Annotated in this window: 14 protein-coding genes; 10 read left to right on the top strand and 4 right to left on the bottom strand. The window is 30.2% G+C overall.

Annotated elements, in window-relative coordinates; genetic code table 11:
- The first annotated feature begins 16 nt into the window (after positions 1-16).
- Both ACTT9X_RS04215 and ACTT9X_RS04210 read left to right on the top strand, forming a co-directional pair.
- Positions 17-529: a gamma carbonic anhydrase family protein gene (locus ACTT9X_RS04215; RefSeq protein ID WP_440934420.1), complete on the top strand. Its 513-nt coding sequence runs from the start codon at positions 17-19 to the stop codon at positions 527-529.
- A 9-nt stretch (positions 530-538) separates the two neighbouring features.
- A complete protein-coding gene (locus tag ACTT9X_RS04210) occupies positions 539-829 on the top strand; it encodes a DUF1330 domain-containing protein (RefSeq protein WP_440934419.1) in 291 nt (96 codons plus the stop codon).
- A gap of 13 nt (positions 830-842) precedes the next feature.
- On the opposite strand, the gene ACTT9X_RS04205 is transcribed toward ACTT9X_RS04210, so the two are convergent.
- Genes ACTT9X_RS04205 through ACTT9X_RS04195 form a run of 3 tightly spaced genes read right to left on the bottom strand, consistent with a single transcriptional unit; the run spans position 843 to position 2,532 of the window.
- Entirely contained in the window at positions 843-1,046 is a 204-nt protein-coding gene (locus ACTT9X_RS04205) for a hypothetical protein (protein ID WP_440934418.1), read from the bottom strand.
- Positions 1,047-1,652 (bottom strand): flavin-binding protein, encoded by a 606-nt coding sequence (locus ACTT9X_RS04200; RefSeq protein WP_440934417.1) that lies wholly within the window; start codon positions 1,650-1,652, stop codon positions 1,047-1,049.
- A 4-nt stretch (positions 1,653-1,656) separates the two neighbouring features.
- Positions 1,657-2,532 carry an NAD(P)-dependent oxidoreductase gene (locus ACTT9X_RS04195; protein WP_440934416.1) on the bottom strand — a complete coding sequence of 292 codons (876 nt, stop codon included), beginning with the start codon at positions 2,530-2,532 and terminating at the stop codon, positions 1,657-1,659.
- Positions 2,533-2,543: 11 nt separating this feature from the next.
- On the opposite strand from ACTT9X_RS04195, the gene ACTT9X_RS04190 reads away from it, so the two are divergent.
- The 5 genes from ACTT9X_RS04190 to ACTT9X_RS04170 all read left to right on the top strand — a co-directional run bounded on the left by ACTT9X_RS04190 (position 2,544) and on the right by ACTT9X_RS04170 (position 7,492).
- Positions 2,544-3,749 (top strand): MFS transporter, encoded by a 1,206-nt coding sequence (locus ACTT9X_RS04190; RefSeq protein ID WP_440934415.1) that lies wholly within the window; start codon positions 2,544-2,546, stop codon positions 3,747-3,749.
- Between the two features lie 44 nt (positions 3,750-3,793).
- A complete protein-coding gene (gene rpoZ / locus ACTT9X_RS04185) occupies positions 3,794-4,330 on the top strand; it encodes a DNA-directed RNA polymerase subunit omega (RefSeq protein ID WP_440934414.1) in 537 nt (178 codons plus the stop codon).
- Between the two features lie 22 nt (positions 4,331-4,352).
- Positions 4,353-5,345, top strand: coding sequence for a tRNA dihydrouridine(20/20a) synthase DusA (dusA, locus tag ACTT9X_RS04180; RefSeq protein ID WP_440934413.1), 993 nt, complete (start codon positions 4,353-4,355; stop codon positions 5,343-5,345).
- Positions 5,346-5,385: 40 nt separating this feature from the next.
- A complete protein-coding gene (locus ACTT9X_RS04175; RefSeq protein ID WP_440934412.1) occupies positions 5,386-6,171 on the top strand; it encodes a sulfite exporter TauE/SafE family protein in 786 nt (261 codons plus the stop codon).
- Between the two features lie 217 nt (positions 6,172-6,388).
- Complete coding sequence (locus ACTT9X_RS04170) at positions 6,389-7,492, top strand: hypothetical protein (RefSeq protein WP_440934411.1); 1,104 nt, start codon at positions 6,389-6,391, stop codon at positions 7,490-7,492.
- Here ACTT9X_RS04170 and ACTT9X_RS04165 read toward each other — a convergent pair.
- Entirely contained in the window at positions 7,489-8,943 is a 1,455-nt protein-coding gene (locus ACTT9X_RS04165) for a phosphomannomutase/phosphoglucomutase (RefSeq protein ID WP_440934410.1), read from the bottom strand. The two genes, ACTT9X_RS04170 and ACTT9X_RS04165, sit on opposite strands and share 4 nt — an antisense overlap.
- Before the next feature lie 180 nt (positions 8,944-9,123).
- Between ACTT9X_RS04165 and ACTT9X_RS04160 the strand changes: the two genes are divergently transcribed.
- Genes ACTT9X_RS04160 through ACTT9X_RS04150 form a run of 3 tightly spaced genes read left to right on the top strand, consistent with a single transcriptional unit; the run spans position 9,124 to position 12,249 of the window.
- The gene (locus ACTT9X_RS04160; protein ID WP_440934409.1) at positions 9,124-11,064 is read left to right on the top strand and encodes a ribonucleoside-diphosphate reductase subunit alpha; all 1,941 of its coding nucleotides are present in this window, start codon (positions 9,124-9,126) and stop codon (positions 11,062-11,064) included.
- Positions 11,055-12,062, top strand: a complete 1,008-nt coding sequence (locus tag ACTT9X_RS04155) for a ribonucleotide-diphosphate reductase subunit beta (protein ID WP_271559742.1) — start codon at positions 11,055-11,057, stop codon at positions 12,060-12,062. Before ACTT9X_RS04160 ends, ACTT9X_RS04155 begins: the two co-directional genes overlap by 10 nt.
- A gap of 10 nt (positions 12,063-12,072) precedes the next feature.
- Entirely contained in the window at positions 12,073-12,249 is a 177-nt protein-coding gene (locus ACTT9X_RS04150) for a hypothetical protein (protein WP_440934408.1), read from the top strand.
- Positions 12,250-12,261 lie beyond the last annotated feature (12 nt).

Here is a 12,261-nt window from a genome sequence, read left to right as displayed (position 1 = left end):
GTAAAATATATAGATTATGTTTTATGATTTAAAAGATAAAAAACCAAAAAACTCTGGCGAAAATTGGGTAGCTCCGAATGCTACAATAATAGGAGATGTTACTTTAGAAAAAAATACAAGTATTTGGTTTAATGCAGTGCTTAGAGGAGATATTGAAAATATTCATATTGGTGAAGGATCTAATGTACAAGATGGAAGCGTATTACACACAGATCCTGGATGTCCTTTAAAAGTAGGAAAAAATGTTACTGTTGGACATTTAGTTATGCTTCATGGATGTACCATTGGAGACAATAGTTTAATTGGGATTGGAGCTGTTATCTTAAATAAAGCTATTATTGGAAAGAATTGTATTATTGGAGCTAAAGCTTTGATAACAGAAAATAAAATCATACCAGATAACTCTCTGGTTGTTGGTTCACCAGGTAAAATTATTAGAGAAGTTTCAGAGGAAGAAAAAAAAGCAGTATTTGAAAACACAAAACATTATCAAGATAATTGGAAAAAATATTCGAAATCAATTTTTTAAAGGAGTTAAATGTCGGCAGGATATGTAATTGCACAATTGAAAATAACTAATCCTGAAAATTATAAAGAATATGTTGAAAAAGTTAATCCAATTGTAAAAAAATTTGGTGGAGAATTTTTGGTAAGAGGTGGTGAATTTCAAATTTTTGATGGTGAAACAAATTTTCCTAGAATTATTATTCTTAAATTTCCTACATATGAAAAAGCATTAGAATGGTACAATTCTGAAGAATACAAACCAATAAAACAAATAAGATTAGATAATTCCGAAGGTACAAATATAATTATCAAAGGTATTTGAAAGAATAATTGGTTTAATTAAATAATAGATCGTTCACCGAATAAATGATCAATCCAAGTATTACTATAAATAAAATTAAGAAAGATAATTGCCCACTTAACTTAGATTTAATTTTGGTTTTACCCTCTTTAAATTTTTTAAAATGAATACTCCCAAATCTCATTACACCTAATCCTAAAATTATAAGAAATGCTGTAAAAATGTATTCAGTTACCATCTATGGAACTAACCAAGTATCTTTATTATTTTCTAAATTAAACTTTGCTCTTCGATGACCTTTAGCTGCTAAATAAAGCCATTCTATAGATTTAATTTTACACTGAATAACTGTAAAATTTTTATAACCTTCCTCACTTTGTTCTTTGGTGTAGTCAAAATTGTCTAATTCCGGTTTTAGACCAGAGGTTGGTAGATCTGATTCAGTTCCGGGACCATTATCAACTAAATAACATTTTCTACTTATATGCTGAGTTTTGGACCAAGATTCTTTTGTTACGTCATTATTGTGATTAATAATGCATTCTACTTTTAATCTGACCTGTATTTTTTCATCTTTATCATAAAATAACATTGCAGCATTTTTATTTGCTTTCAGTTTTTCTATTTTATCTGATCTAATATCACTATGATATTGCAATATATTATTTGATTGGTCTGATTTTCTCAAAACTACAATTCTTCCATCTAAGTCAGATTGATCCCCACAAATAAATACAGGTATTCTAAATTGTGAACCTCTATCTTTAACAGCATTATCAAACATTGACCAAATTTTCTTTTTGATCTCTGTAAAGTCCTCGTAATAAGGAACTGTATCCGTCACAAAATTATTTTTTCTTTTTTAATCTTGCAATCAAACCTGAACTATCCCAACGATTGCCACCCATTTCTTGAACCTCAGCGTAATAACCATCAATAATTTCTGTTATTGGAACAGGTGAACCATTTTTTTTTGCTTCCTCGATTGCAATTTTTAAATCTTTTCTCATCCAATCAATAGCAAAACCATAATCAAACTTATCATCAGTCATAGTTCGGTATCTATTTTCCATTTGCCAAGATTGTGCTGCGCCTTTAGATATTGTTTCCATAACTTTATCCATATCTAAACCGGCGTTAATTCCAAAATTGATTGCTTCAGATAAACCTTGAACTGTTCCAGCAATACACATTTGGTTCATCATTTTTGTTAACTGACCACTTCCACAAGGACCAATTAATTTTACTTTTTTACTATAACAATCAATTACAGGCTCAGCCTTTTTAAACACTTCTTCATCACCACCAACCATTACCGTTAATATTCCACCTTCAGCACCAGCTTGTCCTCCTGAAATAGGAGCATCTAAAAAACTAAAACCTTTATCATTTGCTTTTTTATTTAATTCTCTTGATACTTCTGCTGATACAGTTGAGTTATCAATAAAAATAGATCCAGCTTTTGCTGTGTTAAATAAACCATTTTCCCCAGTTGCCACTTCTCTTAAATCATCGTCATTACCAACACATGTAAAAATAAAATCAGCACCATCTGCAGCCTCTGCAGGCGTATTGGCCATTTTACCTTTATATTCACCAATCCATTTTTCAGCTTTAGATTTTGTTCTATTAAAAACAGTTACATTGTGTCCGGCTTTTGATATATATCCAGCCATTGGGTAGCCCATAACCCCAAGACCTATGAAAGCAACATTACAAGTCATAATTTATTTCTATGTTTAAAAGTTTAAGTTTAAAAGTAATTGTATTTGGGTTTATTTTTACATTTTTTTCAAGTTTTGGACAGAGTTTTTTTCTTGGCCTATTTAATTCTAGTATTAGAGACGCCTTATCAATTACACACGGACAATTTGGCTCAATTTATGCATCAGCCACTTTACTGAGTAGTATTGTTTTAGTTTGGATTGGAAAAAAAATTGATGACGTAAACATATTAAAGTTTGCTTTTTATGTAATTATTTTTCTATCTGCTTCTTGTTTTATATTTTCAAAAATTTCATCTGTTATTTTTTTATTTGTAGGAATTTTTTTAATGCGATTAGCTGGACAAGGTTTATCAAGTCATACAGCAACAACAACCATATCTCGTTTTTTTGAAAAAAATAGAGGCAGAGCCTTAGGTACAGGTTGGTTAGGATTGTCATTGGCTGAATTTATAATGCCAGTTTTAATTGTTTTTTTATTAACTTTTATAGAATGGAGAGATATTTGGGTCTCAATATCTATCTTAGTTATACTTGTTTTACCTGTTGCAACTTTTCTTTTAGTTAAAGACGTTAAGCTTGATACCAGAGAAGAAACTAAAATAGAAGAAAACTATAAAGAAATCAAACAATGGAAAAGAATTGAAGTTTTAAAAGATTATAGATTTTACATCATCTGTATGACAATGCTTGCTATGCCATGGATTGCAACTGGATCTTTTGTTTATCAGTCTTTTATATCTTCATCTAAAGAATGGGGTCCTTATGTGATTGCTCAATCATTTATGGCTTACTCAATTTTATCCGTGATCACTCTTTTTATATCTGGTTTTTTAATTGATAAATTTTCAAGTAGAAAATTATTAATCTATATGAATATCCCACTTCTTTTTGGTACTACAGTTCTCTACTATTTTAATGCATCGCTGTCTTCTTTTGTATTTTTTGGTTTAGTGGGGGTAACCAATGGTTTGGCAAACGTTCTTGGTTCCTCAACTTGGGCTGAGATTTATGGTGTTAAATATATTGGGTCCATAAAAGCCTTAACAACTGCATTGATGGTGTTTTCAACAGCATTTGGTACGGCCCTATTTGGTTTTCTGATTGATATTGGTTTTTCAATTGAAGACATAGCCGTTGTTTCAGGAACTTATATCTTTGGATCAATTATTCTTCTTTATTTAGTTAAAAATAAGTTAAATCCTCATTATTTATAAAAATAGGCCTTGATTTTTAAAGACTCACTGTGTAGATACTCCGCATGGCTAGAGTTACTGTAGAAGACTGTATAGATAAAGTAGAAAGTCCTTACGAATTAGTACTTGTTGCTAAAGAGAGAGCTACCCAACTTAATGCAGGAATAGAACCAACAATTGATAGAGATAACGATAAAAATACAGTTATTTCATTAAGAGAAATTGCTGAAGAAAAAATTAAAGTTTCAGATTTAACTGATAGCGCAGTTTACAAACTTAGAAAACATGTCGAACAAGTTGACGATACCGCTGAGGATGATGAAGAAATAGGTGATGATTTTGAAAATCTTTACAAAGGTGAAATTTCAAAAAGTGGTACTCCAATTTTACCATCTAAAAGAGCAAGAAAAACTCCAGAAAAAATTCAAGTAACAAAAGAAGATTTGGCTGAGCTATCTGAAACAGCTACAGCAGAAGTTGATAATTCAGTGGGAGAAGAAACGATGAATGAGCAAGGAGAAGTTTCTTTAGATGAAGTATCAGAATCAGAAAATCAAGAGCCAGATGTATCTTTAGATGATACTGAAGCTTCAAACTCATAAAAAAATAATATAAAGTTATACCATGAATAGGAAAGTATCAGTTGCTCCTATGATGGATTGCACAGATCGTCATGAACGATTTTTTCTAAGATTAATATCCAAAAACACTCTTCTTTACACTGAGATGGTAGTCGATGAAGCTATAAATAGAGGAGATAAAAAAAAGTTATTGGAGTTTAATATTAATGAGAAACCTGTAGCACTTCAATTAGGAGGCTCCTCTCCTAAACTTTTAGCTGAAGCCACTAAAGTAGGCGAAGATTTTGGTTATGATGAAATTAATCTAAACTTAGGTTGTCCTAGTAAAAAAGTTGAAAAAAATAGATTTGGTGCTTGTTTAATGAAAGAACCAAATTTAGTGGCAGATTGTTTAAGTAAAATGCAATCAGTTACAAATCTACCATTAACTATAAAAACAAGAATTGGTTACGATGATGTAGAAGATTATGAGAATTTACATAGTTTTATTTCTACTTTAAAAGCAACTGGAGTTAAAACTTTCATCATTCATGCAAGAAAAGCAATGTTGGGTAAATTTACACCTAAGCAAAACTTAAATATTCCTCCTCTAAAATACGAATATGTTTATAAATTAAAAAAAGATTTTCCTAATGATGAAATCATTATTAATGGGGGAATAACTTCAGTAAATGAAATAAAGCCTCATTTAGAAAAAACAGATGGTGTAATGATTGGAAGGGCCGCTTATCATACCCCATATATTTTAGCTGATATTGAAAGAGAAATATTTAATAATGAAGATGTGCCAAGTAGACAAGATGTGATTGAACAACTCATTCCTTATGTTAAAGAAGAATTAAAAAAAGGAACAAGATTGAATCAAATTATGAGACATACTCTTGGTTTATTTCATGGTCAAACAGGTGCAAGTTATTGGAAAAGATATTTAAGTGAAAACATGTGTGTGAGAGATGCTGATGTCAAAAAAATTGATCACATAATGGATAAAATTAAATATAACAATGTAGATACTAGAGTAGGACAGTCTGCTTAATTCAATTCTAACAAACGAATACAGTTATATTATTTTATTAATGGCTTTAACAGCTATTCCTGTAGGTTTTGTGGCTGGATTATTTGGTATAGGTGGAGGGTTGATAACTGTTCCTTTTTTATATTTTATTTTTGGTTCTTTAGAAATTGATCCTCAATATGTAATGCATCTTGCTGTTGGAACTTCTTTTGCAATCATAATACCAACCTCTATAGTTTCAGTTTTAACACATCATAAATTTAAAGCAGTTGATTTTGAAATTGTAAAGAATTACGGTCTTTTTGTTGTACTAGGAGTGATTGTTGGAACTGTTTTTGCAGCTTCTCTAAAAACTAAATCTTTGGTTTTATTTTTTTCTATAATGATCTTATTTTTAGGAATTTACTTACTTTTAATAAAAGAAAAGGAGCAAAACATAATTGTTAAAATGAAATTACATTTAAAAGTAATTCTTGGTTTTCTTGTTGGGTTTATATCTGCTCCTATGGGTATAGGAGGAGCTGTAATGAATGTACCTATCCTTAAGTTTTTTGGTTATTCAATAAATAAAGCTATAGGGAGTGCAGCAGCCATAGGTTTTCTAATTGCTCTATTTGGAGCAATAGGATTTCTTCTATCAGGAAGTTTTTTAAATTCTAGTCTTCCACTAAGTATTGGTTTTATAAACATACCAGCATTTTTAATATTTATACCAATTACAACTTTCATGGCTCGGATAGGAGCTAAAACAGTACACAGTATTGATAAGAATAAAATTAGTAAGTTCTTTGGAATTTTTCTTTTAGTGGTTTCGATTAAATTTTTTTACGAATACTTAAAATTATAACAAGCAATAAAAAAGAGGTGATTTCAGTCTCCCTCCATCACCTCACAAATTCAAACTAAGTGATTCTTTAAATATTTAAGAACACTTATTAGTTGAAAATGCCTTTTATTAACTATTTTAAAATCAAACAATCTTAAGTTGTATTTAGTTTGAAAAAAAAACTCAATTTAGCCACACATAATATTTAGTGTTATTATTCTAATTGATACTTTTAAAAATGGTTTCAATAAAAGACATTAATAAAAATATTAAAAAAAATTTATTTGATCCAATAGATAAAACTAAAAATAAGTTTTCCTCGCTTTTAAAAGAATTTAAAAAAAACAAAGTTAAAAAAGATTTAGCATTACAAAAACAATTAGAGAGAGAAAAGAAAAGAGAATTAATTTTAGAAAAAAAATTAGCAAAAAAAGCTAAACAAGACGAACTTAAAGAAGAAAGAAAGAAACTTCTTTTTCAAAAAAAATTAATCATTGAAAATGAAAAGCAAAAAAAAAAGAATGAAGAAAAAAGACAAAAAATAGAAGCTCAAAGAATTAAAATAGAACAGAAAAAAATTAAAGACGAAGAAACTAGAAAACTTAGAGAGGAAGCCAGAAAGCTTAAAGAAGAAGATTTAAGGTTAAAAATGTTAGAAAGACAAAGAATTAGAGAAGAAAATATAAAAATTAAAGAGGAACAATTAAAAAATAAAGAAATTGAAGCTCAAAATAGAAGAGATGAAAAAGAAAAAGAAAGACAAGAAAAAATAAGATTAAAAGAAATTGAAAGGAAAAATAGACTTGAGGAAGAACAAAGATTAAGAGAGGCAGCTAGGAAGCTTAAATATGAGCAAGAAAAACTTAAAGAAATGGAAGAAAGATTAAGAGATCTAGAAACTGAAAGACAACAAGAAATTCAAAGACAAATTTTAAAAGAAGAGGCTGAGCAAAGAGCGAAAGAAGAGGAATTAAGAAATAAAGAAAAAGAACTTAAAGAAGCTGAACGTGAGAGAATAAACAAAGAAAATGAAAGACGTCAAAGACAAAGAGAATTGAAAATAGAGGAGGAAAGACAAAAAAGAATTGATGAAGAAAATGAGAGAATTAGATTAGCTGAAATTACTCAAAAAGAGAGAGAAGATGAGGAAAATAGGCGAATGAAAGAATGGGAGAAAAAATTTGATGAAGAACAAAGACTTAAAGAGGAGGAATTGGTTAGAAAGTTTTATAGCGACGAAACTCCTGAAGAAGAAAATAATAAGGATGGCGATAATTTAGAAACTAAAACTGATAACAAAAACTTAGAAAATAAAAACGATGAAGATAATTTAAAGAATTAAATTTTCTGATCATATTCACCGACCTTACCTGTTTTTTGTAACAAATCGTCAATAAAATCAAAGATTTTTTTCTTTCTTTCATCTGATGTTGGGCTTTCAGTAACAATAACTAAAGATGGTTTGTTTGAAGATGCTCTTATAAGTCCCCAAGAACCATCTTCAAATGAAAACCTAACTCCGTTAACAGTTAAAATATCATTAATAACTTGGCCATCTATTTCAGTTTTGTTTTTTTGTAAATTTTTAATTTTTTTAACCAGCTCTTCAACAACAATATATTTCTCTTCATCTTTGCAAAAAGGTGCCATTGTTGGTGTTTGAAATGTTTTAGGTAATTCACTAGTAATTTCACTCATTTTTTTATTTTGATTATCTAATAAGTGACACACTTGAATTGCTGAGTTAATTCCATCGTCATAACCATATCCTAAAGGTTGATTGAAAAAGAAATGACCACTTTTTTCAAAACCTGCTAATGCCTTTTCAGTATTCACCTTTCTTTTAATATGAGAATGACCTGTTTTCCAATAAATTGTTTCACAGTTGTTTTCTAATAAGATTTTATCTGTTGAGTATAAACCTGTTGATTTTACATCTACTACAAATTTTGAATTTTTATGTTCACTAGATAAATTTCTAGCAATTAGAAGACCAATTTTATCTGAAAATATTTCATTACCTTTATCGTCAATAACACCAACCCTATCTCCATCACCATCAAATCCAAAACCTATATCAGCATTGTTTTTTTTGACTACTTTTACTATTTCGTACAGCATTTCCATATCCTCAGGATTTGGATTGTATTTAGGAAAATTCCAATCTAGATTACAATCTAACTCTATTACCTCACATCCAATACCTCTTAGAATATCTGGAGCAAAAACGCCTGCTGTTCCATTTCCACAAGCCACTACAGCTTTTATTTTTTTCCTAATTTTATTTTTACTAATTAAGTCATCCTTATAAATTTTATCAAAATTATTTATTTTTTTTTCATTTCCTTCTCCTTTAGAAAAATTTTGATTTAATGTAATTTCTTTTAATTCTTTCATTTCTTCAGGTGCATGAGTAAGTCCTTTTTTGATTCCCATTTTGACACCAGTCCACCCATTTTCATTATGACTGGCTGTAATCATAGCTACCGCATCTGCATTCAAATTAAATTGCGCAAAATAAACCATTGGAGACAATGATAGACCCACATCCTCAATATTACATCCAGTAGATATTAATCCTTTTTTAAGAGCCGTTTTTATTTCTTCACTATATGAACGATAATCGTGACCTACTATTATTCTTGGATTTTCTTTTTTAGTATGAATTTTTACTTGTGTTCCAAGTCCTTTACCAAGATTCTCTATTCCAATTGAATTTATGTCCTTTTCATACAACCAACGAGCGTCATATTCTCTAAATCCATAGGGGTCTATTTTTACGTTTTGATTCATTAGGTATTTACTTAACCTTTTTATGTTAATTTCTTGGAAAAAATTCAATTTTTTTATTGAAAATTATATTGTCGCGTTCTATAAATGTTCTGTTGTTAAAATGTTTATATAGTGTATTGACAGCAAACGCCTACAACATATAGTTGTTTTCGTACTAATAACAAAATATATTAAACTTTTATGAATAAGATTCTTTCTCAGGCCCTCAAAAAAGCTGTCTCTGAATATAGCCCAGTTATTAAAGAAGTTTCTAAAATAAATAAGCCTGATCTTTTTTCTTTAAATAACGAGACAGAATTATTTCAAAACGACAAAGGCATTATAATAAAAATTGATCGTTCTAGAGATGCAAATCTAACTGACTTTGGTAAAGCAACTTTAAAAGATAGATATTTAGGTTTAAACGAATCTTATCAAGATTTATTTGCTAGAGTGGCTAGTACATATGCAGATGATAATCTGCATGCTCAAAGAATTTATAATTACATTAGCAATCTTTGGTTTATGCCAGCAACACCAGTTTTATCAAATGGCGGAACTAAAAGAGGTTTACCAATATCATGCTTTTTAAATGAAGCTTCAGACAGCTTGGGTGGAATTTTAGATCTTTGGAGCGAAAATGTTTGGCTTGCTGCAAAAGGTGGTGGTATAGGAAGTTATTGGGGTAACTTACGTTCTATTGGAGAAAAAATTGGAAAGGTTGGAAAGACCTCAGGAATAATTCCGTTTATTAAAGTTATGGACTCATTAACTATGGCAATTAGCCAAGGTTCATTAAGAAGAGGATCTGCGGCTTGTTATCTTCCAATTGATCATCCGGAGATAGAAGAGTTTATAGAAATGAGGAGACCGACAGGTGGTGACCCAAATAGAAAAGCATTAAACTTACACCATGGCGTTTTAGTTTCCGATGCTTTTATGAGAGCAGTTGAAACAGATGAGCAGTGGGCATTAAAAAGTCCTGCTGATGGTAGTGTTCAACAAACTATTTCTGCAAGAAATTTATGGATAAGATTATTAACCGCAAGAATTGAAACTGGTGAACCATATATAATTTACATTGATACAGTTAACAGACAAATCCCGCAACATCATAAGTTAGCAAATCTTACAGTTAAAACCTCAAACCTCTGTAGCGAAATAACTTTACCAACAGGTATTGATAAAGACGGAAGAGATAGAACAGCGGTATGTTGTTTGTCATCTTTAAATTTAGAGAAATATGATGAATGGAAAGATGATCCAGATATGATTAGTGATGTGATGAGATTTCTAGATAATGTTTTATCTGATTTTATAAATAAAGCACCAGATCAATTCAAAGATGCAAAATATTCAGCCGAAAGAGAAAGAAGCGTTGGATTAGGGGTGATGGGTTTTCATTCATTTTTGCAAAAAAATAGAATTCCACTTGAGTCGGTAATGGCAAAATCTTGGAATAAAAAAATATTTAAAAACATTCATGAAAAAGTAAATCAAGCATCGAAAGATTTAGCTGAAGAAAGAGGAGCATGTCCAGATGCGGCTGAGTATGGTTATAAAGAAAGATTTTCTAATAAAACAGCTATAGCTCCAACAGCTTCGATTTCAATTATTTGTGGTGGAGCATCTCCAGGAGTAGAGCCCATTGCTGCAAATAGCTATACACATAAAACTCTTTCAGGATCATTTAATGTTAGAAATAGATATTTAGAGGAAATTCTTCAATCGCATGGTAAAAATGATGATGAAACATGGTCTACAATTACTACTAATCAAGGCTCAGTTAATCATCTAGATTTCCTTACAGATCTTGAAAAAGATGTATTTAAAACTGCATTTGAGCTTAACCAAAATTGGATAATTGAATTAAGTGGTGACAGAACTCCATTTATTTCACAGGCGCAGTCTGTAAATTTATTTTTACCTGCAGATGTCCATAAGAAGGAATTACACAAAATTCATTTTGATGCTTGGAAGAAAGGTTTAAAGAGCCTTTATTACTGTAGATCAAAATCAATTCAAAGGGCTGAAAATATTAATGATGCTAAATCAACAGATATTACAGCTAATGTTTATAAATCTAAAAATCAACCATCTAACGAAGAGCAAGAGTACGAGGAGTGTTTATCATGTCAGTAGCAGAAAAGATTAATAAAGAAATTATTCAACCAAAAAAAATGGGATTACTAGTTGAGAACCCTGTTTATAAACCTTTTAGATATCCATGGTGTTATGATGCATGGTTAACTCAGCAAAGAATTCATTGGTTGCCAGAAGAAGTTCCTTTGGGGGATGATGTTAGGGATTGGCAAAAGAATTTATCTCAGCCAGAAAAAAATTTATTAACCCAAATATTTAGATTTTTTACTCAAGCAGATGTAGAAGTTAATAATTGTTATTTAAGACATTACACAACTGTATTTAAACCTACAGAAGTGTTAATGATGATGACAGCATTCGCCGCAATGGAAACAGTTCATGTAGCTGCTTATTCTCATCTTTTAGACACAATTGGTATGCCTGAATCTGAATACTCAGCTTTCATGAAATATAAAGAGATGAAAGACAAGTATGATTATATGCAAGGTTTTAATGTAAATTCAAAAGAGGATATTGCAAAAACAGTTGCTGTGTTTAGTGCTTTTACAGAAGGACTACAATTGTTTGCAAGTTTTGCTATTTTATTGAATTTTCCAAGACATAATAAAATGAAAGGAATGGGGCAGATAGTTACTTGGTCTGTAAGAGATGAAACACTTCATTGTAATTCTATGATCAGAATTTTTAAGGAGTTTATAAAAGAAAATCCTGAAATTTGGACACCTAAACTTAAAAAAGAACTTTATGAAGCTTGCAGAATAATTGTTGACCATGAGGATGCTTTTATTGATTTAGCTTTTGAAATGGGTCCAATGGAAGGTTTAACTGCTCAAGAAGTTAAAGATTACATTAGGTTCATTGCTAATAGAAGACTTATTCAATTAGGATTAGAGCCAATTTATGATGTTCAAAAAAATCCACTAACTTGGTTAGATACAATGCTTAATGCTGTTGAACACATGAACTTTTTTGAAGGTAGGGCAACCGAGTATTCTAAAGCATCAACTCAAGGCACTTGGGCGGAGGCATTTAGTTAAAAACATAATAATGTTTAAAAAAACTTTAGTATTTTTGTTTATTATACAAATGCTAGCAAGTTGTAACACTGTAACTGGAAGTATAGAAGGCACAGGTATGGGTGTAGTAAGAGACGTAAAAACTGTTTATCATTATTCCACATGTGTATTTACCAGAGTACAGTGTGGAGATTTAAGATTAGATTAAGTCTCAATATGC

The organism is Candidatus Pelagibacter sp., from assembly GCF_052049855.1.
Taxonomy (GTDB): domain Bacteria; phylum Pseudomonadota; class Alphaproteobacteria; order Pelagibacterales; family Pelagibacteraceae; genus Pelagibacter.
The sequence above is the reverse complement of the archived record's forward strand: the minus strand, read 5'-3'. Positions and strand labels throughout refer to the sequence as shown.

Coding starts and splice junctions, on each gene's coding strand:
- ACTT9X_RS04170 (WP_440934411.1), top strand. CDS start 6,389: ATGGTTTCAATAAAAGACATTAATAAAAATATTAAAAAAAATTTATTT.
- ACTT9X_RS04205 (WP_440934418.1), bottom strand. CDS start 1,046: ATGGTAACTGAATACATTTTTACAGCATTTCTTATAATTTTAGGATTA.
- ACTT9X_RS04195 (WP_440934416.1), bottom strand. CDS start 2,532: ATGACTTGTAATGTTGCTTTCATAGGTCTTGGGGTTATGGGCTACCCA.
- ACTT9X_RS04160 (WP_440934409.1), top strand. CDS start 9,124: ATGAATAAGATTCTTTCTCAGGCCCTCAAAAAAGCTGTCTCTGAATAT.
- ACTT9X_RS04215 (WP_440934420.1), top strand. CDS start 17: ATGTTTTATGATTTAAAAGATAAAAAACCAAAAAACTCTGGCGAAAAT.
- ACTT9X_RS04190 (WP_440934415.1), top strand. CDS start 2,544: ATGTTTAAAAGTTTAAGTTTAAAAGTAATTGTATTTGGGTTTATTTTT.
- ACTT9X_RS04150 (WP_440934408.1), top strand. CDS start 12,073: ATGTTTAAAAAAACTTTAGTATTTTTGTTTATTATACAAATGCTAGCA.
- ACTT9X_RS04165 (WP_440934410.1), bottom strand. CDS start 8,943: ATGAATCAAAACGTAAAAATAGACCCCTATGGATTTAGAGAATATGAC.
- ACTT9X_RS04175 (WP_440934412.1), top strand. CDS start 5,386: ATGGCTTTAACAGCTATTCCTGTAGGTTTTGTGGCTGGATTATTTGGT.
- dusA (WP_440934413.1), top strand. CDS start 4,353: ATGAATAGGAAAGTATCAGTTGCTCCTATGATGGATTGCACAGATCGT.
- rpoZ (WP_440934414.1), top strand. CDS start 3,794: ATGGCTAGAGTTACTGTAGAAGACTGTATAGATAAAGTAGAAAGTCCT.
- ACTT9X_RS04155 (WP_271559742.1), top strand. CDS start 11,055: ATGTCAGTAGCAGAAAAGATTAATAAAGAAATTATTCAACCAAAAAAA.
- ACTT9X_RS04210 (WP_440934419.1), top strand. CDS start 539: ATGTCGGCAGGATATGTAATTGCACAATTGAAAATAACTAATCCTGAA.